Here is a 24334-nt window from a genome sequence, read left to right as displayed (position 1 = left end):
TACGCGGGGCAAAAAAATTGGTTGGTTGCGGCCAACCAAAGGAGCTCTTTAACAACTATTACTTACTGGCGACGGTTTCCGGCTGCCAGCCACCACCCAAGGCCTTGTAGATCGCGACGATGCCGCGATACAGATCAACTTCGGCCTGTGCCTGGCTGTCTTCGGCATTCAGGCGTTCGCGCTGAGCATCGAGCAGCACGAGGAAGTCGGTGGTGCCTTCGCGGTAGCGGATTTCCGCCAGATCGGCAGCCTTGCGGCTCGATTCACTCTGACGAATCAGCGAGATCAGCCGTTGCTGACGCTTGCCGTAATCGCTGAAGGCGTTTTCCGATTCTTCCAGCGCCAGCAACACCTGTTGCTCGTAGGTGGCGAGTGCGCCTTCGGCGTCGGCATCGGCGCCGCGCAGACGCGCGCGCACGCTGCCCAGATCGAACGCCGCCCAGGTGATGCTCGGGCCGAGTGCCCAGGCGTTGGCCGCCGAGGAGCCGATCTGCGAACCACGCCCGGCCGTCCAGCCGAGGAACCCGCTGAGGCTGACCCGTGGAAACAGATCAGCCTTCGCCACACCGATTCGCGCGGTGGCCGAGGCCAGTTTGCGTTCGGCGCTGAGGATGTCCGGCCGGCGTTGCAGCAGTTCACCCGGATCGCCGATCGGCAGGGCCTTGGCAATCGCCGGCAAGTCTTTCGGGCTCAGATCCACGGTCAGTTTGTCGGGACGTTCACCCAGCAGGGTCGCGATGCGGTTTTTCTGCCGAACCTGTTCCGCCTGCAATTGCGGCACGCTGGCTTCGACCGAGGCCAGACGCGCATCGGCACGTTCGACGTCGAGCTGATCGCCCACGCCGGCGTCACGCAGGCTGATGGTGATCTTGCGCGACTCCTGCTGGTTTTCCAGGTTGGCCACGGCGATCTTCTCGCGCAATTGCGCACCGCGCAGTTGACCGTAGGCGTCCACCAGTTCGGCAATCATGGTGACTTGCAACTGGTACAGATCGGCTTCGGCCGCCTGCTGGTCTGCGTCGCTGGCTTCCAGATTGCGCTGGATCCGGCCGAACAGATCGAGTTCCCAGGCCATGTCCAGACCCAGATCGTAGCGTTCGCTGTTGACCCGTTTGGTGGTCTGGCCGGTGATTTGCCCCTTGGCCAGATCACTGCTCGCGCGGCTGGTGATGGTCGGCATCGCATCGTTGCTGACGTCGTCGCGGATCGCCCGGGCGGCTTTCCAGCGGGCGAACGCCACGCGCAGTTCACGGTTGCCTTGCAGCGATTGCGTCACCAACTGGTTGAGGGTCGGGTCGTCGAATTGCTGCCACCAGATGCCTTCGAATTTCGAACGGTCAAAGTTCTTCTGACCGGCAGCGCCGTCGGTGGCGGTCGTGATGTTGGCCGCCTCCGTCGCCGGGGTCTTGTAGTCAGGGCCGACGGCGCAGGCGCTCAATGCCAGCACCAGCAGACTCGGCAGGAAGACTTTCAGACTCATTATTGCGCCTCCAGTGGCTTTTGAAGAGCTTGCGCCTTGGCCGCTTTGCGGGCTTCGCCACGCTCGACGAAATTACGGATCAACACGTAGAACACTGGCGTCAGCAACAGACCGAAGAAGGTTACCCCGAGCATCCCGGAGAACACCGCCACACCCATCGCGTGCCGCATCTCGGCACCGGCACCGCTGGAGAACACCAGTGGCACCACACCCATGATGAACGCGAAGGAGGTCATCAGGATCGGCCGCAGACGCAGGCGGCAGGCTTCCAGTACCGCAGCCAGCGGGTCGAGACCTTCCAGCTGTTTATCCTTGGCGAACTCGACGATCAGAATCGCGTTCTTGCACGCCAGGCCCACCAGTACGATCAGGCCGATCTGGGTGAAGATGTTGTTGTCGCCGCCGGAGACAATCACCCCGGTGATGGCCGACAGCAGGGTCATCGGTACGATCAGGATCACCGCCAGTGGCAGGCTCCAGCTTTCGTACTGCGCCGCGAGCACCAGGAACGCCAGCAATACGCAGAGCGGGAACACGAACAGCGCGGTGTTACCGGACAGAATCTGCTGGTAGGTCAGGTCGGTCCACTCGTAGGTCATGCCGTTCGGCAATTCATCCTTGAGCAGTTTCTCGATGGCTTTTTCGGCCTGGCCGGAGCTGTAGCCGGGGGCTGCCGCACCGTTGATTTCCGCAGTGATGAAGCCGTTGTAGTGCATCACGCGATCCGGACCCGAGGTGTCGCTGACCTTGATGAAGGTCGCCAGCGGGATCATTTCGCCCTTGTTGTTGCGCACTTTCAGTTGACCGATCTGGTCGGATTCGAGGCGGAACTGTTGCTCAGCCTGAACGTTGACCTGATAGGTGCGTCCGAAACGGTTGAAGTCGTTGGCATACAGCGAACCCAGGTAAATCTGCAGGGTGTCGAAGATGTCGCTGACGGCCACGCCGTGGGTCTTGGCCTTTTCGCGATCGATGGCAGCATCGACCTGCGGCACGTTCACGGTGTAGCTGGTGAACAGCCCCGCAAGCTCAGGCACGCTGTGGCTCTTGGTGATGATGTTCATCGTCTCTTTGTACAGCTCGTCGTAGCCCAGGTTGCCCCGGTCTTCGATTTGCAGGCGGAAACCACCAATGGTGCCCAGACCTTGTACCGGCGGAGGCGGGAAGATCGCCATGTACGCTTCCTGAATGTTCGCGTACTGACCGTTCAAGGCTCCGGCGATTGCACCGGCGGACATGCTCGGGTCTTTACGCTCGTCGAACGGTTTCAGGGTCACGAACACGATGCCGGCGTTCGGACTGTTGGTGAAGCCGTTGATCGACAGGCCCGGGAACGCTACGGCGCTTTCCACGCCCGGCTGTTTCAGCGCCAGGTCGGACATGCGCTTGATCACGTCTTCGGTGCGATCCAGGCTCGCGGCGTCCGGCAGTTGCGCGAAGGCCACCAGGTATTGCTTGTCCTGGCCAGGTACGAAACCGGTCGGTGTACTGGAGAAACCGAAGAACGTCAGCACCATCAGGCCTGCATACAACAGCAGGGCGATGCCGCTGCCACGGATGACCCGGCGCACTGTACCGACGTAACCGTGACTGGCCTTTTCAAAGAAGCGGTTGAACGGACGGAACAACCAGCCACCAAAGATCTTGTCGAGCACTTTGGAGAAGCGGTCTTTCGGCGCGTCATGACTTTTCAGCAACACAGCGGCCAGCGCTGGCGACAGGGTCAGCGAGTTGAACGCGGAGATCACGGTCGAGATCGCAATGGTCAACGCAAACTGCTTGTAGAACTGCCCGGTGAGGCCGGAGATGAACGCCGCCGGAACGAACACCGCACACAGCACCAGCGCGGTTGCGATGATCGGGCCGGTCACTTCACGCATCGCTCGCTTGGTCGCTTCGACCGGGGTCAGTCCGAGCTCGATATTCCGTTCGACGTTCTCCACCACCACGATGGCGTCGTCCACCACGATCCCGATCGCCAGTACCAGGCCGAACAGCGACAGGGCGTTGAGCGAGAAGCCGAACAGGTGCATGACTGCAAACGTACCGATCAACGATACCGGCACCGCCACCAATGGAATGATCGAGGCGCGCCAGGTCTGCAGGAACAGGATCACCACCAGCACCACGAGGATCAGCGCTTCGAAGAGGGTGTGAACCACCGCCTCGATCGAGCCGCGTACGAAGATCGTCGGGTCATAGACGATGCTGTAGTCCATGCCTTGCGGGAAGCCTTTCTTCAGCTCTTCCATCTTGCCGCGAACTTCGTTCGAGATATCGATGGCGTTGGAGCCAGGACGCTGGAAGATCGGGATTGCTACAGCAGGCTGGTTGTTCAGCAGCGAACGCAGAGCGTACTGGCTGGAGCCCAGCTCGACGCGCGCGATGTCCTTCAGACGAGTGATTTCACCGTTGTCGCCTGCGCGAATGATGATGTTCTCGAACTCTTCTTCAGTGACCAGACGGCCCTGAGTGTTGACCGACAGCTGGAAGCTCTGGGCATTCGGGGCAGGGGGCGCACCGAGTTGACCGGCAGCGACCTGACGGTTCTGCTCACGAATCGCCGTCACCACGTCAGTGGCGGTCAGATTGCGCGAGGCGGTCTTGTTCGGATCGAGCCAGACCCGCAGCGAGTAGTCGCCCATACCGAACAGCTGCACGTCACCGACACCGCCCAGACGAGCCAGCTCATCCTTGATGTTGAGGATCGCGTAGTTGGACAGGTAGAGCATGTCGTAACGTTTGTCCGGCGAGGTCAAGTGCACAACCATGGTCAGGTCGGGCGAGGCCTTGTCGACGGTGATACCGATGCGCGTCACTTCCTCGGGAAGTTTCGGCTCGGTCCGGGTCACCCGGTTCTGCACCTGCACCTGCGCGTTGTCCAGGTCGGTGCCCAGGGCGAAGGTGATGGTCAGGGTGATCTTGCCGTCAGCGGTGGACTGCGAGGACATGTACAGCATGTTCTCGACGCCGGTGATGGCCTGCTCCAGCGGAGCGGCCACGGTTTCACCGATGACTTTGGGGTTGGCGCCCGGGAAGTTGGCACGCACCACCACGGTCGGTGGCACGACTTCCGGGTATTCGCTGATCGGCAGCTGGAACAGCGAGATCGCACCGGCGATCAGGATCAACAGCGAGAGCACCGCTGCGAAGATCGGCCGTGAAATGAAGAATTGGGAAAAATTCATCGGAGTTGTCGTCCCTTAACCGCGTGGGGTCGTAGCGGCCAGCTTCACAGCCGTACCCTGTGCACCTTTGGCGGGTGCGACTTTGGGCAGGTTGCTGGCTTCCAGCGCTTGACGTTGTTGAGCCAGAGCGGCAATGGTCTGCTCGCTGGCCATCGGGATCACTTCAGGCGTCACCGGCGAACCCGGACGTACCCGCTGCAGACCCTTGACGATGATCGTGTCGTCCTTGTTCAGACCGGTGCGCACAATGCGCAGGCCTTCGATTTTCGGCCCCAGTTCGACGGCGCGGTAAGCGGTCTTGTTGTCCGCATCCATCACCAGCACGAACTTCTTGCCCAGATCGGTACCGACCGCTTCGTCGTTGATCAGCATGGCGTTGTAGGTGCCGCTGCCGACCAGTTTCAAGCGTGCGTACAGGCCCGGGGTGTAGGTGCCGTCGCTGTTGTCGAACACCGCACGACCACGGATGGTGCCGGTTTTCGGGTTGACCTGGTTGTCGACGAAGTTCATCTGACCGAGGTGCGGGTTGCCGTCTTCATTGGACAGACCCATGTACACCGGAGTGGTGGCGCCACGTTGGCCGTTGCGGGCGAGTTGGGTGTATTTGAGGAACACACGCTCGTCGGCGTCGAAGTAGGCGTAGACCTTGTCGGTGGAGACCACGCTAGTCAGCGGGGTGGTGTCAGCAGTCACCAGGTTACCGGCGGTGATCTCGGCACGGCTGACGCGACCGCTGATGGGCGCGGTGACGCGGGTGAAGCTCAGGTTCAGCTTGGCCAGGTCCAGTTGCGCCTGCAGGGCGCCGACGGCGGCGCGGGCTTCCTGGGCAGCGCTGGTGCGCGAGTCGGCCAGTTCAGCGGAAATCGCGTTGCTCGCACGCAGACGTTCGCCACGCCCGGCTTCGTTTTCACTGCGAGTGGCATTGGCGCGGGCCTGGGCTACCAGGGCTTCGAGGCGGCGCACCTCAGCCTGGAAAGGACGCGGATCGATCTGGAACAGCAGGTCACCTTTCTTGACCAGCGCACCTTCGGTGAACGCCACCTCGTCGATCTGGCCGGAGACTCGCGGACGGATTTCAACGGTTTCCGGTGCTTCGAGGCGCCCGGTGAATTCGTCCCACTCGTTGACCGGTTGTTCCAGCACCTTGGCCACGCTGACTTTAGCAGCGGGCATAGTGGCGGCAGTCTCCGGAGTCTTGCCGCAAGCGCTCATCACCAGCACGGCCAGCATGGCCAAGGGGAAGCGCAAATGTTTGAGTGACTGTTCCATGGAATCATCCGCCAATGTATTGAAGATGGGCGGATGATGCTCGGCGGGCTGTGATGGCACGAATCGAATGAAGCAAAGGTAACTATCATTCGGAATGATATAAGACCGATTCGAGCCCTCTAGCATGCACCTTTCGTTAGGGTGCTATCAATCTTTTTGATGATGTTCGTGTCTGCCCGTTGAACGTCAGACTTCTACTGCATGGTCAATCGCCGCGTGAAAGCTTCCTCGGGCAAATCCTCAGCATTTCGCGAGCAATTTGACCAATTGCCATTTCGAGAGAAAAACAGGGCTATTTTGTGGCAGTATGCCACTATTGAGGGCACTTATTTCTTGTCAGTGCCTTCCAGGTCGTAAAGCTTTCCTGCTGCAGTTATCCATCCCTAATTCATTACAAGGACCGTTATATGAATCAAGCCGTGAGCGAACGGTTTGCGCCGCATTTGTCGCTTGAGGTGGAGGGCATAACCGTTGCTTCCACGAACCTGGAAAACGTATTCAACGCCAAGAAGATTCCGTCCAGCGACGGCAGCTATATTTTTGGCAACCTGAGTTTGCCTGAATATCAACGCCCCTATCGCTGGAGCGAGGAACAACTGGGACGGCTGCTCGATGATTTGCGGGAATTCTTCAGCACGGATGCACCGGGTCATGATTTCTACCTTGGCAGCATCATCCTGCACCAGCAAGGTGGCGACGGGCGTGAACGGGGTCTTCTGAATATCATCGACGGCCAGCAACGCATCACCAGTCTGGCGCTGCTGCATTGCCTGCAGAAGGGCGACAAGGGGACACCTGCGCTGGAGTTCAACTCGCCGGAAAGCTATCGGCGTATTCAACAAAATCTTCGTTGGTTAGAGCAGCAAACGTTGCCGCGGATCGACTTTTCGCGCATCAACGTCACGCTGGTCGTCACGCGCCGAGAAGATGATGCCTACCGCTTTTTCGAGACCCAGAACACTTCCGGTGTTCGTCTGGGTGGCGCGGACATTATCAAGGCTTATCATTTGCGCAGCGTGAACGCGGCGACACAGAATGACTTTGCCCGGACCTGGGAGCGGCTGGGTGATCTCAAGCCACTGGTCGCTACGCTGATGAAATCCCGGCATTGGCAAAGCCTGCGCTGGCGCAATGTTGCCAGTGATCGTGATCCGCTGCTCGAGCGCAAGCAAATCGTCACGGAACTCGCCGAGCGAACGCTGGCGAATACTTCCGACATTGCCTATCGACCGTTACAGGTGCATCGCGATGCCTGGGGTAAGGAGACGCATAGCGTCCAGCCGGGGTACGCCATGCGACAGCCCTTGGGCTCCGGGGTTAACACAATGCGTTACGTCGCCTATTTCCATGGCCTTCGCCAGGCGTTGCTCGACGTTGGTGAAGCACCGCTCAAAGGCTCTTTTGCCTATTACTACAAACGCTTGTCCAGAGATGCGTGCGGCAGCGTGTTCCTGAGCAGAGCATACGAATGCGCTTTGCTGATGTACGCCAGCCAGTACGGTACTGCCCGGCTGCTTGAAGTCAGCCTGTGGATGTTCCGGGTAATCTTTTCTCTGCGTCTGATCAACGATGTCAGTGTTCGCGAAGACGGGGTTCAAGCGCACATCAGAGACAACCCGCTGCTGGACTGGATCGCCAGCAGCCATAGTGAAGATGAGCTATTGGACTGTTTGCGTGGTTATAAATACACACCAACCGGGGTGGGGCTCGATAAACACAGTATCAAGAAGCGCTTCGTGGAGTCGGTTTCCATTACGCTTGATTTGAATCTGCCCTGGCCAGAACCGGGTCAGGTCGCCGCTGAATACGATGCTGCGCTGTGTGCCGCCATTCAACGTATCAGCCTTGCTGACAATGCCCGTCAAGGAGGCAAATGATGAGTGCTCAGGTCCGGTCCTGTGTTCAAACGGCAGCGACGCTGTGCCAGCAAGGTATTTCGCTGACTATTCCTTGCTATCAACGTCCGTATGTCTGGCCTAGCAGCGATGTGGAAGATCTGCTGGAGCAGATCATCCTGTCAAGCGAGCGTGATGCCGACGATCAACCCGCACAAGCGCATTACTTTTTTGGCACCGTGCTGACCAGTGAAGTGCTCCAGGGCTCCAATTCCAAGGCTGCCATCACCTATGAGCTCATTGATGGCCAGCAACGAATGACGACATTGATGGTGCTGGCGCTCGCTCACTGTTCGTTGCTGCCATCCTCGCCACTGCGCTCGCTGGTGATTCTTGGCAATGCTCCGAGACTCACCTTCAATATTCGTGAGGAGGTCCAGACTCGGTTAAGTGCATGGGCGGATTTGACAGACATTGAGCTGGATGAAAAGGAGGATTCCAATCCCTACCTCATACATTTGAGCGCTGCCCGAAAAGTAGCCTGCGACAGATTTAAAAGGTTGCAGTCCAGGGGCGGCGAGCAGGCCCTTGAGCGCGTCGGGAACTACCTGTTCAACCACGTGACCTGGGTCAACAATGTCATGCCCGCTGGCATGGACCTGAACAAACTGTTCGCGACGCTGAACACCAGCGGGCTCCAGCTGGAGCAGACGGATATCCTCAAGGCTCGGTTGATGAAGTGCATCAAGCAGAACCGTGCCACTTACGAGGGTATCTGGCAGGCCTGCGAAGATATGGGGAATTACTTCGAGAAGAACCTGCGCGCTGTCTTTGCGGGTACTCATTGGGGAGCCTTGAGGTTCAACGACCTTGCGGAGCACTCCATTGACGATTTCTCTCTTGAGCGCCCTGCAGGCGGCTACGCGAAAGGCCGTACTATCAGTGAAATACTTTCGATGAAAGTGCAGGACGAGGCGTCTGAAGTGCAGCGCGAGAAGGATGAGGCGCGTTATCAGTCAGTCATCAGCTTTGGCCTGTTGCTGATGCATGCCTTTCGAATCTATCGGCACACTCTTGATAGTCGTGATATCGGCTCAAGGCTTAACGACAGTAACCTCAATGAGTGTTTCTCCGGTTTTGTCGAAACAGCCACGGCGGCGCAAGCCAAGGCGTTCATGGAATGCCTCTGGAAGGTGCGGTTTCAGTTCGACCGCTGGGTCGTCAAGTGGGTGCGCCTGGGCGAGGAAGATGAACGTACCTTGCGCCTGTGTACCATCAACAATCGAAGCAAAGGTAATGGCCCCGATTGGCGCACGGTTACTCAGGATACTTGCGACTTGAGCCAACTGCAGAGCATGCGTTATCTCACGGGTGAGCGTAGTGCACAGTATTGGCTGACACCGTTCCTTGGCAGGCTGGTCGACTCTCCGGATATGAAAGAGCCTCAAGTGCTGGCCTTGCTCGAACAGATCGATAACCAGCTCTCGATCACCGAAATGACCCAAAAGGAAGCGAGTTATCGGCTGTTGTCGGGTGATATCGCCGAACCGGTGTCCATCGCGGCGACGTTGGCTTATCTCAAGGAGTCCAATGGCACAAGCTTCGAGCACTATTGGTTCCAGAAGCTGGAATACATACTGTGGCGTGAGCGCAGCACCTTCGACTGGTTTGACCCTGATAGATTGCGCCAGTACAGGATTACATCGAAAAACTCGGTTGAACACGTGCACCCGCAGAACGAAGAGTTCCACAGCACATTACCTGAAGAGCTCTTGCATGGATTCGGCAATCTGGTACTGCTGAGTCCGGGGGAGAATTCCTCGTACAGCAACCTGGCGGTCATCAAGAAGCAAGCAGCATTTCGCGCCAAACCGAAGTACGACTCCTTGAAGCTTGCGCACATGTTTCATGTGCTGGGCAAGGGTGATAAATGGGGCCAGGAGCAGATCGAAACGCATGCGAAAGCGATGCTCTTGCTTATCGAGGAACACTACGACAGATAACTGTCATGCTTCCAACTTCCGCTCCGTCCCAAGTTTACGATCGGGTATTCGATGATTATTGTTGAACGACATAGTGTGCCGCCGCCCCCAGCTTTGCTTGATTACCAGCGGCGTGAAATGGAGCGGCTGAGATCGATTTTTGAATCGGCGGATGGCAGGCATTCACAAACAGTCATTGATTTCCGGATGCCACCACCCCTCCGGGGGCTGGTGCGTGAAGCGCTCCAGAATCTGTTTGGAGGCAAATGCGCATTTTGTGAATGTGCCGCCACCGAAATCGATCACTTTCGACCATATAGGCGTGCAGGCCGGGCCGATGGCAGCATCGACCCGCAACACTACTGGTGGCTGGCTTATGACTGGGAAAATCTGTACTTGTGCTGTTCAAGGTGTAATGCCAAGAAGCGAAATCTATTCCCTGTGTTGGGGCCGGTTGCTTCCCCTCTTGGCGATAGGCAGTCCCTGATAGACGAACAACCGCTGTTGTTAGACCCGTGTCGGGACGATCCTGAAAAGCATCTGAAGTTTCTCAGCGATGGTCAAGTCATTGCCCTCACCGAACGGGGTGCGGCAACGATCAAGGTATTTCAACTTAATGATGCGGCGTTGGTCAGGAGCCGCCTTCAACGTGCTTCGGACCTCATCAGAAAATGTGAGGCGTTGTTGTCACTGGAGTCTTTGAAGGGGCTCGACGAAACAGCGTTTCGTCGTTTTTTTTCTGATCTTGAGCCGGTTTCCGCCATCACATCAGTCGTACTCGATGCGTTTTTTTCATCGGACTCCGCGGTTCCTGTAACACCTCCCGAACCACCGGTAGCAGCGCCTGAGGCGATGAAGACAATTCCCGACGCCATCTGGCTCGAGGGAATTGAAATCCACAACTTCAAGGTGATCAGTGACCTCAAGATAAAGTTTCCTCCATTGCAGAGTAACGGTGAACACGCTATCCAGCCTTGGCTTATGGTGCTGGGTGAAAATGGCGTCGGAAAGAGCAGCCTGCTCCAGGCCATCGCGTTGACCATGAGACCTGCGGAGGAGCTTGACGCGCTGGACGCAAGTATTTGGCTTCGCAAGGGGCGGGATGTTAAAGATGGCTTTGTTCGTCTGGAGTTTTCCGACGGCAGTCAGCGGAAGATGACCTTTACAAAAAACGACAAGGCATTTCGCATCACAGGTGACGTGCCAGATTTGCCTGTTCTGGCTTATGGTTCCACTCGTCTACTGCCCAGTGACGATGTTGCCGCACCTGCCGCGCCGCCGCGCGTAAGTGTTCTGAACCTGTTTGACCATATCCATCCACTTGTGCAGGTTGAACAGTATCTCAGCAACAAGAGAAAGATCAGCGAGGACCAATTCACTCTTCTGGCCACCAGTCTGAAGGATTTATTGCCGGTCAGTTCGGACGCCAGACTCACTCGCAAGAACAAGCACATGTTCAGCGAAATCGACGGCAGGACGGTATCGCTCAGTGAGTTGAGTGATGGATACAAGTCCGTCCTGGCTCTGGCGATGGACATTATGTTCCATTTGACCAGTAGTACATTTGACATGGAATCTGCGCAAGGCGTGGTCATGATTGATGAGCTCGAACTTCATCTTCATCCCCGCTGGAAAATTCAGATCGTCGACCGGTTGCGCCAGTTGTTCCCTCACGTACGCTTTATTGTCAGCACCCATGACCCGTTGTGTGTCCAGGGTTTGAAAGAGGGCGAGTTGTGGGTTATGGCCAAGCACCCCGAAGACAAGCGCTTTATTTTCGAACAGATCGATGTCCCGCCAGGCACTCGCGCCGATGAGATCCTCACCGGCCCGTGGTTCGGTCTTCAATCGACGATCGATACCGATACCTTGCTGCTCATGTCTGAGCACTGCGTGCTCTTGCAGCAGAATCCGCCGGACGCGCAACGCCTCGCTGAACTGGAAGCCACGCTTCGTCAGCGCATGGTCACGTTCGGGAGTACGCGTGCCCAGCGTGCGGCCCTGGTTGCTGCTGCAGTACTCGATGCCGGTATGTCGGAATCTCAGGCGAATCAATTGATCAGGCATCGCCTGAAAAACATCCAGCGAGGCGGTTCGGATCAACGACAAGGACGCGACGATGCGTAAGCTCGTACGACCACCGATAGCCGCCGATTTCGAAGAGAAGACCAAGTCGACAAAAGCGGCCGTCGCCAAGGCCGTGGCGAATAGGGGGGATGTCAGTTTCTCGAATCTGTGGTCGGATTACAAAAGAGATTTCAGCCAGGCGCAACTCGGCAGGTGCGGATACTGCGAAGGCCAGGTACTGGGCCTTCAATATGGTGACGTCGAGCATATCCAGCCAAAGGCGGAGGTTCATACCCTTGAAGACAAGCCAGAGGACTGGGGCAGAGAAGTTCCCTGGAGTTCATCGGTGGCGGGGCGAAAGAGAAAAAATAGTGTCATCAAGCCCGGTTACTGGTGGCGAGCCTATAGCTGGGACAATTATTTACTCAGCTGTCAGATATGCAATCAGCAGTGGAAGACTAATTTCTATCCCGTTGCAGGCGTGCATGTGGTGTGCCCCACGCAAACTTGCCGACCCTTACTGCTTTCACCGTTTGATGATCATTTCGAGGCGCAGATCCACTTCACCTATGGCCGGTTGGGTGAAATCCGCGCACTCACTGACGAAGGCAAGGCGACGATTGCAACCTGTGGGCTCGATCGCCCCAGCCTTCGACTGGCCCGCTATAAAATCGCACGGGCCACGCATGAACATCTTGACGAAATTGCGCGCGATGTCACTGAGCGGGATGTCCTGCGAGTGCTGGAGTGCATTGCCGAGGACGGTTGTGAGACCAGACCTTACTGCGGCATGGTGAGAGTGATCTTCTTTCAGCGAACAGAGATGCAATGGGATGATTTGTACGATTTGATCTCCTGTCTGAGGGAGAGTGGCAATGCCGATCGTTCATTGTGCGATTGTTGATAATTGGCCGCAGATCACGACTGAGTCGGACCAACAGCGATGGGCGATGCAAACTCACTGAGCGCTTCATCCTCGTTGGACAATTCAACATTTCTTTATAGTAGAGTCGTTTTCGAACCACCTGTTGTCTGAAGTTTTTCGGCAATGGGTGTACAAAACGACAGATGGGCACAGATCGCTTGCGCACAAGCTCGCACGATCATCGAAGAGTATTACGACGTTTAAATGAGTGATTCTACGGCGACAAACAACGGCAACTGGTACGCAGTCATTGCCTTGGCACTGGCTGCGTTCGTGTTCAACACCACCGAGTTCGTCCCGGTCGGTCTGTTGAGTTCGATCGGCAGCAGCTTCGACATGTCGACCGCGCAGGTCGGCCTGATGTTGACCATCTATGCGTGGGTGGTGTCTCTGACGTCGCTGCCGATCATGCTGCTGACGCGCAACGTCGAGCGGCGGAAATTGCTGATTGTGCTGTTCGGGATGTTTATCGCCAGTCACATTCTGTCGAGTCTGGCGACCAGCTTCGGTGTACTGCTGGTGAGCCGGATCGGTGTGGCGTTGTCGCATGCGTTGTTCTGGTCGATCACCGCGTCTCTGGCCGTGCGCCTGGCGCCACCGGGCAAGCAGGTTCAAGCCTTGGGCTTACTTGCAACCGGTACTTCGCTGGCTATGGTGCTGGGTATTCCCCTCGGTCGCTTGTTGGGCGAGGCCATGGGCTGGCGTACCACGTTCATTGTGATTGCCGGCTTTGCCGCAGCGCTGGTGTTCTGCCTGGCGAAGGTACTGCCGCTGCTGCCCAGCCAGAACTCGGGCTCGCTCAAGAGCCTGCCTGTATTGCTGAAGCGACCCGCGCTGGTGGCCGTCTATGTTCTGACGGCGATGGTGGTGACGGCACAGTTCACTGCCTACAGCTACATCGAACCGTTCGTACTGACCGTGGCCAACATGAGCGGCGACGTGGTCACGCTGCTGCTGTTGCTATTCGGCGGTGCCGGCATTTTCGGCTCGCTGCTGTTCAGCTACCTGCACAGCTATAACCCCCAGCGCTTTCTGATCATCTGCGTATCGGTGCTCGCAATGTGCCTGGCTTTGCTGTTGCCGTTGAGCGGCAATGTTTCATACCTCGGCGTGCTGAGTGTGTTCTGGGGAATGGCAATCATGGGCTTCGGTCTGGCGTTGCAGTCGAAAGTCCTGGTGTTGGCGCCGGACGCCACCGACGTGGCGATGGCGCTGTTTTCCGGGATCTACAACATCGGTATCGGCGGCGGGGCACTGGTGGGGAGTTGGGTCGGTAGCCAGTTTGGTTTTGCTTACATCGGGGTGGTTGGCGGGATGCTGGCGGCTTCGGCGCTGGCGTTTTACTGCGTGTCGATACATCGCAACAGCCGGGTTGGGGTTTGAATGTTTGGCTGCCTGGTTAATGCGCAGGCAGCTCAAGGCTGTCCGGGTCGCCGAAGAGCATTTTGACATTGCTCTAGATCAATGCTTTCAGGCCGATAATTATCGGAGCTGCTCCCACATTTGCCCCCGCTTGCATGTCGTACTCAATCGACATTGACAGGGACCTCGCAGACCAGGGCAGGGGCTATCACCGCTCCGGTGACACCATCGCCAAGTTATAAATCTGCGCATCAATCACTGACTGGCATTGTGCTATGATGCGGCTCGTGTTCAGGCCATTTCATTTGAAGTAGGGATGCGTATGAGAGTTGAGCAGATTGTTGAGCAATTGTTTCACAAATACTTAGCCATTGCCGAAGATCCGTCTGTAGACGATAAAACTAAAAAGCTCTATGTCCGACCACTCATTGGATGTATGGAAGTTGCAATCGATTTGGCATCATTCCATGACGACAGAAAACAAAGTGTCCAAAATTTTGTTGGGCTGATGCAGCTTATATCAACAGCTTTCGTGAATAATCTACGCCTGACTCTTGAAAATAGTTTAGGTCTCGATACCGATACTGATGATACCGCACTTCAGCTTTTGTACACTCCTCAACTGATGTTCTACCCAGACTTCTTTGAGTTGCTGATTTCAAATGTTGGCGCTGCAAAGGAAGCTGCTGACAAATTCATCATGCTCGCTCGTTGGTTATCAGATAATTCCTACAATCTCGAAAAACCAGATGCGCTCGCGTTCCTAGTGAAGAATACCGGGCTGAAGATTGAGGACGTATCTATCTCGTCTCTTGATTCTGCTATGACTGCTGCTGTTGTTCAGGCTTACAGCGTGGCAATTTTTTTGTTGAAAAAGAACTGACACATCGGTTCGAGTCCGGGTGGCTGATCGCTCCCTAGGCAAAAAATAATCCAATATCTCGATGTCTCAAGCGAGTTGGGTTCAGCGCTTAGGTATATTCGACCAAATCGCTTGAGTTCCGCTCGCAATCAATGCAGTGCAGAGTGCTGATTATCGTCTTTGCCATTCTTCTTGAGGTTTCTGTAGTGCTTTATCCAAGCATAGAGGCTCGACAAAACAGGGAGAATTGGTAGGCATGGCTCCAGTTCAAAAGGCTGCTTATGATAAGCTTGGGTAATCGTGCGTAAAGCGGTTGAATACCTGCGAATCGTCAATGGGGTTATATAAGGTTATTGAATAATGGAGAGGGATGATGTTGGAGCTTGGGAGGTTGAAGGTTAAATTTCAGGGTATGAACTGGTCGGGGCGCTTTTACAGTTTTTCCGTCATTGTCACAGTGCTTGGAATGTTCTTGTCAGTGCTGATGGGGTCGGCAATATTAAATAATGCCATTTTAATTGCTTCTATAGGGTTTGTTGTCAGCTTCATGTTTGTGTGCCTGCGCATATACCGCTGGTTTATCTCTGTATGGGATAAGCCGTTTGGTAAAGCACCCGTTATTCTACTGCACTTATTGGTGTTGTTAATATCGACAGCCATTTCTAGATGGATTGTGGCTGAAGCCTTGGGGCTGCCACCGCAATCATTTGATATTACCGTCGGTTTTCTAGTGCTTGCCTTTTATATTCCTGCATGGCTGCTCTTGGGAGCCTTTGTGTTTACCCTTCTCGGGTTCCTACTTTTAATCGGCGTCGGGCTAGGCGCGTTATTTTTAATCCCCCTGTCTGTTATTGCGAGCCTGTTGAATATTTTCAATCTGCTGCCGTACCTCCGCAAAGCATGGAGTAAAGTAGCGCCAGAGAGGCTCAGCTTCATCGATGTGCAGGGGCATTCGGTGGGCGCGCTGTTGAGCGGAATCATACTGATTAATCTATATGGAGCGCTCGTTTCTGATGTTCGGCCGTGGTTTTACTCCTCGGTCAGGCTGATAGCTGTCCTCAGTGATTTTCAGCCTGCCGTTAACTATCCCGGCGTGCATGCGGGTGAACGTGCCCATCCGTTAGATAACGGTTTTATTGCCGTAGCCAAGGAGTTGGCCGATAAGAGTATTGAAATCGTTGTGAAAAAACAGATTGAAGACTTTGAGTATCCGCAAAGTCACCCTGTCATCACTCCCATCCCTTCTATGAAACAGCTGACCGATCCCCTTATCCAGCGCATGGATGACTATTTTACCACGTTGCCCAGGCCCGGACGGCCCGGCTGACCGTCAGACGGCATTAAAGCCGGCGCGCATCTTGTCTGCCAGCACCATCAACGGGCCGGCGTAACACGTCACGACGGCGTCGATCGACTGCGGGGTAGACAAGCTGATATTCAAAATATGGCTCTGGTAGTTGCAACTGTCGAGTGGGGTTGAAATCGGCACGACTTGGGCCTGCCAGGATGCTGCGCATTGAGTTTGGAAAAGATTCTGCTGGAAACCTTGGAAGATCTTGAGACGGTTGGAGCGTGGAAGGAGGCCACTTTTTGGCTTGGGTGGGAGTGATTTCATGAGCGGATTCTTGGGTATAGGGTTGGGGGCATCCTTTTCAAACCATCCAAAGTATGCCCTCAGATGTGCCCCCAATGTAGCCATCCAACGGTAGTGAATGGAGCTCCATGGTTTGTCGAAAGGCAAAAATGATCAGATAAATAGCCTGCCCGACAACGCCTAAAGACTCTCAGGATCGCCAAAAAACATCTGAATCCGCGACCGCAACCAACGCTCCCCCGGATCGTTATCCTGCGATCCACGCCAAGCCATATGCAGCTCAAACGTACGCGTCGGCAACGGTGGATCCTCCGCCCGCACACCGCCGGCAGCCGTCAGCGCATCCGCGGTGTAGTCCGGCACCGTCGCGACGATGTCGGTACCGGCAAGCAACGTACTCAAGCCATTGAACTGCGGTACGGCCAGCACCACGTGGCGCTTGCGCCCGAGTTTCTCCAGCTCTTCATCGATGAAGCCACTGAGGTCACCGGCGAACGACACCAGTGCATGCGGACGCGCGCAGTAGTCATCCAGACTAAGCGGGCCCGGCACGGTGTCGGCGCGCAGCAGTTTCGGCTGGCTGCGGCGCAGCACCTTGCGCTTGGCATTGGCCGGCAGGTCGGTGGTGTAGCTGACGCCGATGGAGATTTCGCCGGAGGCCAGCAGGCCCGGCATCAATATGTAGTTGACTCGGCGCACGACGAGGACGATGCCCGGTGCTTCGGCGCGCAGGCGTTTGAGCAGCATCGGCAGCAGGGCGAATTCGACGTCGTCGGACAGGCCGATGCGAAATACCGAAGTGCTGGTGGCGGGGTCGAATTCCGCCGCGCGGCTGACAGCCGTTGAAATCGAGTCGAGCGCCGGGGAGAGCAGGGCGAAGATTTCCACCGCGCGGGCGGACGGTTCCATGCTGCGTCCGGTGCGCACGAACAACGGGTCATCGAACAGGCTGCGCAGGCGCGAGAGCGCCGCACTGATCGCCGGCTGGCCGAGAAACAGCTTCTCGGCGGCGCGGGTCACGCTGCGTTCGTGCATCAGTGTTTCGAATACGATCAACAGGTTCAGGTCGACACGACGCAGGTCATTACGATTCATCTGGAGTCCTGGCAGAGTCATCAAGCTTGACGAGAGCGACCATATGAGAACAATGGCCGGCATGAATATTACGGGGAAAGGCTGGTACTCTGCACCGCTAAATTCAGCTTTACCGGGCCGGTGGCGGCATTTTTTCATCAATTTTGCCAATGCCGTTCATACTGCGGAATCAATGACAGGCATGTCGACTATTAATAGCCACTGATAGTCTTGGGTCAAAAGCCCAGATAGAGTTCAGGGCATTAGAGGTTACTTTGACGAGGTTTGCGATGTCCCGCACGATCCGTTTTCACAAGTTTGGTCCGGCCGAGGTGCTCAAATGCGAAGAGCATGCGGCCGCTCAGCCAGGTCCTGGCGAAGTGCAGGTGCGTGTCGAGGCGATCGGCATCAGCTGGTACGACATTCTCTGGCGTCAGAATCTGGCCTCGTCCCAGGCACGCCTGCCGTCCGGTCTCGGCCATGAAATGGCCGGTGTGGTCACCGCCGTCGGTGACGGTGTGGACGATCTGTCGGTCGGCGACAAGGTGGCCAGTTTCCCGGCCGAAAGCCCGAACGATTACCCGGTGTATGGCGAGCAGATCGTGCTGCCACGTACCGCGCTGACCCGTTATCCGGATGTGCTCAGCCCGGTTGAGGCCAGCGTGCATTACACGCCGTTGTTGATCGCCTATTTTGCCTATGCGGATCTGGCGCGGGTCAAACCAGGGCAGTTTGCTCTGGTCACTGACGCCAGCCATTGCGCCGGTCCGTCCTTTGTCCAGTTGGGCAAGGCCATGGGCGTGCGGGTGATTGCCGCGACAAAAACCGCTGATGAGCGTGAATATCTGCTGTCGCTGGGTGCCGAGAAAGTCATCGTCACCGAGGAAGAAGACTTGTTGATGCGAATCAACAAGATCACCGACAACCGTGGTGTCGATGTGGTGTTCGACGGTCTTGGCGGCCCGCAGATGTCGTTGCTCGGCGATGTCCTCGCACCGCGTGGCAGCCTGGTCCTGTATGGTCTTCAGGGTGGCAACCAGACACCATTTCCGGCCTGTGCGGCGTTCCAGAAAAACATCCAGTTCTTTGTGCACTGCATCGGTAATTTCACCGGTAAACCCGAGTTGGGCATTGTTCAGGATCAAGTCGCCTTGCAACGTGCCCTGCGTGATATCAATCAGCTGACGGCCGACCGTGTGCTGCTGCCGCTCAAGACCCGGGTCTTCCCGTTTAACGAGTTCGTCGAAGCACATCGCTACATGGACGAATGCCCATGCCGCGAACGGGTCGCCCTGCAGGTCGAACCCGCGTAACTCCCTCCGAACAGAGTCCGTGGCCCCACGGACTCTTGCGCTTTTTACCTCTCACAAATAATCAGACAGACCAAGCATGGTGCGTGGCCGGTTGTGCATCTGAACCGGTTTTTGTCTGCCATCTGTATCTTCTATTCGCCATATAAGCCCTGATAATTGAATGATTACTTTCATCTCAAGGAATGAGCCATGTCTGTGCATTCTGTTTTTCATTTCGCGTTTAACGTTTCCCCTCATGGGCGATATAGCGGTTTTTGTTTAATGACTGTAGGGCATTTCCTATTGTTGTTCTGCTTTTGTTGTACTCAATGTTCGTGGGACGCTGTAAGAAGTTTCCTCAGATATTTTCTGATCAGAAAAAACTCAATGCTGACGGGGGTTTACGTTGTCTGAGGCGGTAGGGTTGCTGACTTCATTGCGTCAAGTGTTTCAAATAACTTCAAAATCATAAGTGTTAGTATTTGATCGTCTATTACTTATTGATGAATTTATTGCGCCAGCGTCATCGCTGATGCGCGATATGAATTTTTTATGCCGGGTAAAGTACTGATGAGCACGATCCATGATCAGGCAATGAACTATGTCTACCAGCAAGTATTGCAACGCCTGCTGAGTTTCTTTTCCAGAGCCGAGCGCACAGCGCTGCAGTTGCTGATCCAGCGTCTGGTGGTCGCCGCCGGCGGAATGGAGCGCATGGGTGAATACAAGGTCATGGTGACGCCATCCGGTACCCGTGACAGTTGCTACATGCTGGCGCTGCTGCGCGCCGCCCAGTTGAGTATTGCCGGCCGCGCCCCCGCCACGTTCCAGTTACGTGTGGCCACCTTGCGCCGCAGCGAATCGGGGACGGCGGCGCTGAACAACATGCACCGCAGCTTCGCTGCCTTGTTTCTATATGACGACCCCCGTGTCGAGTTGCTCATGGTGGAACATCGACAAGTGTTGCCGTTCAACCATCTGGCGCCACTCGGAATGGACAGCGCGGACGCCCATCGCACCAATCTGCTGATGATGGGGCATCGACGTGCCAGGGGCGAGAAGCTTGAGTGGCGGGACGACGCCTGCCTGGCCTGGGCCGAATTTTACGGCCAGATTGCTCGCTGGAGTAACGGCGTGGATGCCTGGCTGGCCAGCGAATCGCCGCGTCGTCAGAAGCAGTTTGTCGAAGACCTGGACCGGGCCGTGCAGAAGGCCGGTATCGGGGCGCTGACGCCGAATTCCGGGACGTTCGATGAGCTGTTCGCTTTGCTGGACGGATTGGGAGGGGATTTGTATCGCGGTTTTTACTCCGAATCGGAGCGGCAATGCTGGCGTCCCGAGGGTGGCTTCGAGTCATGTCGTCGCACGACATTTGTCGACATTCATGACATGGCGGTCGGCAATCTTGAAGAACGCTGGCCGCTACTGAGCGAGTTTCTGGGGTTCGAGGCAGAGGAATGGGTGTTTCACCAGGGTGAGGGCGAATACGCCGACCCTTTGATCGAGGCCCATTTACGCGGCCTGGAAGCCGAGTTCCTCAGCGATCGCAGCTATGAAGCGGGGTTCTCGGAACATGTCCAGCGCATGCTGGCGAACATGCAGCTGCAGCGGGTGCCGGAACCGGTCTGCGAGCAGATGATCGCAAGATTGGGGCAACGGCAGACCACGGAAGAACTGCGCGAAGCGGCGTCGAGCTGGCTGCACCAGACTTACGGTCTGAACGAAGCACAATGGGTCTGCCTGCTGTTCACGCCGTTCATCGAGCGTGGAGCCGGGCTCGAGCGGTTTCTGCGCAGCTGTCATCCCGGCATGTTGGTGGCGCTGCCTGATTTGCATCGGGCCATGCAGGGGCTGCACGGCCCGGAGCAGGTAATGCAGTGGATGATGGACGTCAGCGGTTTACCGGTTCGGCTCATCGGCCACCTCTACGCCATGGAACCCTTGCCTGCGCACGGTGCGGCCCGGCAAACACTGGAGACCGCACTCGACGCAGCAGGCCTCGATGGCGCCGGCGTGGGTGACCGGTCAGTGGAACGATGAAGTGAGCGAGCGATCCTTGGGCGCACCAACGGTTATGGTGTCCGCCTCATGAAGGCTGCACGGGAATCCGGTTTCGCCTACCAGGCAGTCTATCGATACCTGATGCGCTTGATGGCCGAGTCGGCTTACGATGGCAATTCACGGCTGCCATCGCTGCGTCAGTTGGCAGATCGCTTGAACGTGTCGATCTCGACCATTCAATACGCTTACTCGTTGCTCGAAAAGGAAGGGCGGATCTATTCGGTGGCCAAGTCCGGGTATTACGCCAGGGCGGTTTCGGGGGGGACGCCACCTGCCATGAGCAATGATCTGCTCGAAACGCTCTATGTCAACACGCGGCACCCGGGTATGCGTTTGTTGAATGCTGATGATCCGGTTTCGCTGCAATCACTGGACAGTCCATTGCTGTTGTTGGAGCGCGAGCTGCTGCGCCAGTATCCCCGCCAGCCGCCGTTGCTCGACCAGCCTTGTGGTGAACTGGAATTACGCGCCGTCCTGGCGGCCCGCTATACCACCTCGCCAAAGCAGTGCTGGCACGCCGAGGATGTTTACATCGGCGCGGATATGCGCGGGGTGCTGGAGATCCTGGTGGCCGTTCTGCAGCTCAGGCACACAACCATTCTGGTCGAGTCGCCCTGTGACTGGGTGATACTGCGGTTGCTGCAGGCGGCTGAGGTGCGTGTAATCGAACTGCCGTTGCAGGCCTGTGGCGGGCTGGAGCTGCAGCGGCTGGAAACACTGCTCAAGACCGAAGACGTGCGGCTGATTCTGCTGTCCTCGGGCCTGTGCATGCCGCGCGGTACACAGGTTCCAGCGGATAACCGCAACGCGATCGCCGGCCTGCTTGGCGAGCACGGCACCTGGGTGCTGGAAAACGACTGCTACGGTGAACTGGGCGAGGCAACGGGCGTCGAGCGTCTGCGTGATCAACTGGACCCTGACCGACTGCTGCTCTTCTCCACGTTCGAGAAATTCATCGGTATCGAAGCGCCTTACGGGTACGTGTTGTCGCGCCAATGGAAGCACGAAATGCAGCGGCATTTTCTGATGCGCTCGTTCCGGTTGTCGCCCGTTCGCCAGAAAGCCATTGCCCGGCTGTATGGAAACGGTCGGGTCGATCAACATCTGCACGTACTTCGCCGGTTCCTCAAGGAACGCCGTACGCCGATGATCGACTTGTTGCGCGAACGTCTGGGCGAAGCGCTGCAGGTTGTCGAGCCACAAGGTGGGGCGACGGTCTGGGTGCGGGCACGGCGGCCGGTGGACATGCGCGATGTGTTTCAGCGCCTGCTCAGGCAACAGGTGTTGATTGCGCCGGGCGAACTGTTCAGCTTGCAGGGATTGCACCGTCGGCATCTGCGCCTGAACCTGCTGGATCACGGAGAGAGCGGCTTGGGCGGAGCGCTCGAGAGGTTGGGAGAGGCGTTGCGCTTGGCGCCGCTGGAATGAACGTTGAAATCTGTCGGATAGATCCCGTCGCGCTGCGGTCGAACTGTCAGTAAACTGCGCTGTATTTCCTGAACCACTCTATTTCAGAGGTTTTGCATGACTATCAGTCCTTTTGCGGGCAAACCGGCACCAGCAGAATTGTTGGTCGACATCCCGCGACTGGTAACGGCTTATTACACCGGCCAACCGGACGCTTCGATTGCCACCCAGCGTGTTGCGTTCGGTACTTCCGGGCACCGCGGCAGCTCCTTCGACCTGAGTTTCAATGAATGGCACGTTCTGGCAATCAGCCAGGCGATCTGCCTGTATCGCGAAGCCCAAGGCATCGACGGCCCGTTGTTCGTCGGTATCGACACCCATGCGCTGTCGACCCCGGCCGGGGCCAGTGCGCTGGAAGTGCTGGCGGCCAACGGCGTGACCGTGATGATCGCCGAAGGTGACGAATACACGCCGACCCCGGCGGTTTCGCATGCAATCCTCTGCTACAACCGTGGCCGCACCTCGGGCCTGGCCGATGGCATCGTGATTACGCCGTCGCACAATCCGCCACAAAGCGGTGGCTACAAATACAACCCTACCAACGGCGGCCCGGCCGACACCCACATCACCAAGTGGATCGAAGCCAAGGCCAACGAGCTGCTGGCCAACAAGCTGGCAGGCGTCAAACGCATCAGCTACGAGCAGGCGCTCAAGGCCAGCACCACACACCGTCACGACTACCTCAACACCTACGTCGCTGACCTCATCAACGTGATCGACTTCGATGCCATCCGTGACGCCAAGCTGCGTCTGGGTGTAGATCCGTTGGGCGGAGCAGGGGTGCGCTACTGGTCGGCGATTGCCGAGCATTACCGTCTTGATCTGGATGTGGTGAACAAGCAGGTCGATCCGACTTTCCGCTTCATGACGGTCGACTGGGATGGACAGATCCGTATGGACCCGTCGTCCAGCCATGCCATGCAAGGTTTGATCGGTCTCAAGGAGCGTTACGACGTGGCCTTCGCCTGCGACCCGGATCACGATCGCCATGGCATCGTCACCCCGTCGGGTGGTCTGCTGGCACCGAACAACTATCTGGCGGTGTCCATCGATTACCTGTTCCAGAACCGTCCGCAATGGCGCGCCGACGCCGCGGTGGGTAAAACCGTGGTCAGCAGTGGTCTGATTGATCGTGTGGCCAAGCGGCTGGGGCGTCGTCTGTACGAAGTGCCGGTCGGCTTCAAATGGTTCGCCGATGGCCTGTTCGATGGCTCGCTGGGTTTTGGTGGCGAAGAAAGCGCTGGCGCTTCGTTCCTGCGCAAGGATGGCGGCGTCTGGAGCACCGACAAGGACGGCCTGATTCCAGCCCTGCTGGCGGCGGAAATGACTGCTCGTACCGGGCGTGATCCAAGCCAGGCTTATCGCGCCCTGACCGATGAACTGGGCGAGCCGTTCTCGGTGCGCGTAGACGCCAAGGCCAACCCTGAGCAGAAAGCGCTGTTGAGCAAACTGTCGCCGGAGCAAGTAACGTCGACCGAACTGGCAGGCGAGAAGATTCAGAGCATTCTCAGCCATGCGCCGGGCAACGATCAGGCCATTGGTGGTCTGAAGGTGATGACCGAAAACGGCTGGTTCGCCGCACGTCCTTCGGGCACCGAAGACATCTACAAGATCTACGCCGAAAGCTTCATTGGCGATGACCACCTCAAGCAACTGGTGGCTGAAGCGCAAACGCTGGTGGATGGCGCAATCAGCACCAAGTGATCTTCAGGGAGGTGAGTTCTTCCTGTGGTGAGGGGATTTATCCCCGATGGACTGCGTAGCAGTCCGCTCCATTGAAAAGAAGGCCGCTTTGCGGCCTATCGGGGATGAATCCCCTCCCCACAAAAGCTGCAAAAAAGGGGCGACCATGACGGTCGCCCCTTTTTTTACCTGC

The 24334-nt window shown here is 56.9% G+C and carries 16 protein-coding genes; 11 read left to right on the top strand and 5 right to left on the bottom strand.

Annotated features, from left to right (window positions below):
- Nucleotides 1–58 precede the first annotated feature (58 nt).
- The 3 genes from M0808_RS27285 to mexE are packed head-to-tail and all read right to left on the bottom strand — an operon-like array spanning nucleotide 59 to nucleotide 5937.
- Nucleotides 59–1480, bottom strand: coding sequence for a TolC family protein (locus M0808_RS27285; protein ID WP_247843084.1), 1422 nt, complete (start codon nucleotides 1478–1480; stop codon nucleotides 59–61).
- Nucleotides 1480–4668 carry an efflux RND transporter permease subunit gene (locus M0808_RS27280; RefSeq protein ID WP_098964106.1) on the bottom strand — a complete coding sequence of 1063 codons (3189 nt, stop codon included), beginning with the start codon at nucleotides 4666–4668 and terminating at the stop codon, nucleotides 1480–1482. Before M0808_RS27280 ends, M0808_RS27285 begins: the two co-directional genes overlap by 1 nt.
- Before the next feature lie 15 nt (nucleotides 4669–4683).
- Nucleotides 4684–5937, bottom strand: coding sequence for a multidrug efflux RND transporter periplasmic adaptor subunit MexE (gene mexE / locus M0808_RS27275; RefSeq protein ID WP_139053919.1), 1254 nt, complete (start codon nucleotides 5935–5937; stop codon nucleotides 4684–4686).
- Nucleotides 5938–6344: 407 nt separating this feature from the next.
- On the opposite strand from mexE, the gene M0808_RS27270 reads away from it, so the two are divergent.
- From M0808_RS27270 to M0808_RS27240, 7 genes are all read left to right on the top strand, one after another.
- Complete coding sequence (locus tag M0808_RS27270; RefSeq protein WP_247843083.1) at nucleotides 6345–7814, top strand: DUF262 domain-containing protein; 1470 nt, start codon at nucleotides 6345–6347, stop codon at nucleotides 7812–7814.
- The gene (locus M0808_RS27265; protein WP_247843082.1) at nucleotides 7814–9775 is read left to right on the top strand and encodes a DUF262 domain-containing protein; all 1962 of its coding nucleotides are present in this window, start codon (nucleotides 7814–7816) and stop codon (nucleotides 9773–9775) included. Before M0808_RS27270 ends, M0808_RS27265 begins: the two co-directional genes overlap by 1 nt.
- A 51-nt stretch (nucleotides 9776–9826) precedes the next feature.
- A complete protein-coding gene (locus tag M0808_RS27260; RefSeq protein ID WP_247843081.1) occupies nucleotides 9827–11881 on the top strand; it encodes an AAA family ATPase in 2055 nt (684 codons plus the stop codon).
- A complete protein-coding gene (locus tag M0808_RS27255; RefSeq protein WP_247843080.1) occupies nucleotides 11874–12725 on the top strand; it encodes a hypothetical protein in 852 nt (283 codons plus the stop codon). Before M0808_RS27260 ends, M0808_RS27255 begins: the two co-directional genes overlap by 8 nt.
- A gap of 225 nt (nucleotides 12726–12950) precedes the next feature.
- Entirely contained in the window at nucleotides 12951–14129 is a 1179-nt protein-coding gene (locus M0808_RS27250; RefSeq protein ID WP_247843079.1) for a sugar transporter, read from the top strand.
- 301 nt (nucleotides 14130–14430) lie between these two features.
- The gene (locus tag M0808_RS27245; protein ID WP_247843078.1) at nucleotides 14431–14991 is read left to right on the top strand and encodes a hypothetical protein; all 561 of its coding nucleotides are present in this window, start codon (nucleotides 14431–14433) and stop codon (nucleotides 14989–14991) included.
- Between the two features lie 349 nt (nucleotides 14992–15340).
- Entirely contained in the window at nucleotides 15341–16297 is a 957-nt protein-coding gene (locus M0808_RS27240) for a hypothetical protein (protein ID WP_247843077.1), read from the top strand.
- Nucleotides 16298–16300: 3 nt separating this feature from the next.
- On the opposite strand, the gene M0808_RS27235 is transcribed toward M0808_RS27240, so the two are convergent.
- Nucleotides 16301–16585, bottom strand: coding sequence for a hypothetical protein (locus tag M0808_RS27235; RefSeq protein ID WP_247843076.1), 285 nt, complete (start codon nucleotides 16583–16585; stop codon nucleotides 16301–16303).
- A gap of 159 nt (nucleotides 16586–16744) precedes the next feature.
- A complete protein-coding gene (locus tag M0808_RS27230) occupies nucleotides 16745–17659 on the bottom strand; it encodes a LysR family transcriptional regulator (RefSeq protein WP_027612769.1) in 915 nt (304 codons plus the stop codon).
- Between the two features lie 269 nt (nucleotides 17660–17928).
- On the opposite strand from M0808_RS27230, the gene M0808_RS27225 reads away from it, so the two are divergent.
- The 4 genes from M0808_RS27225 (at nucleotide 17929) to pgm (ending at nucleotide 24162) form a co-directional block, all read left to right on the top strand.
- Nucleotides 17929–18951, top strand: coding sequence for a zinc-dependent alcohol dehydrogenase family protein (locus M0808_RS27225; protein ID WP_027612770.1), 1023 nt, complete (start codon nucleotides 17929–17931; stop codon nucleotides 18949–18951).
- A 549-nt stretch (nucleotides 18952–19500) separates the two neighbouring features.
- Entirely contained in the window at nucleotides 19501–20970 is a 1470-nt protein-coding gene (locus M0808_RS27220) for a hypothetical protein (RefSeq protein ID WP_247843075.1), read from the top strand.
- Nucleotides 20971–21018: 48 nt separating this feature from the next.
- On the top strand, nucleotides 21019–22419 hold the full coding sequence (locus M0808_RS27215; protein ID WP_247843074.1) for a PLP-dependent aminotransferase family protein: 1401 nt from the start codon (nucleotides 21019–21021) through the stop codon (nucleotides 22417–22419).
- 96 nt (nucleotides 22420–22515) lie between these two features.
- A complete protein-coding gene (gene pgm / locus M0808_RS27210) occupies nucleotides 22516–24162 on the top strand; it encodes a phosphoglucomutase (alpha-D-glucose-1,6-bisphosphate-dependent) (RefSeq protein WP_096796764.1) in 1647 nt (548 codons plus the stop codon).
- Nucleotides 24163–24334 lie beyond the last annotated feature (172 nt).

Source organism: Pseudomonas sp. MWU12-3103b, assembly GCF_023100615.1.
Classification (GTDB): Bacteria; Pseudomonadota; Gammaproteobacteria; order Pseudomonadales; family Pseudomonadaceae; genus Aquipseudomonas; species Aquipseudomonas putida_A.
The sequence above is the reverse complement of the archived record's forward strand: the minus strand, read 5'-3'. Positions and strand labels throughout refer to the sequence as shown.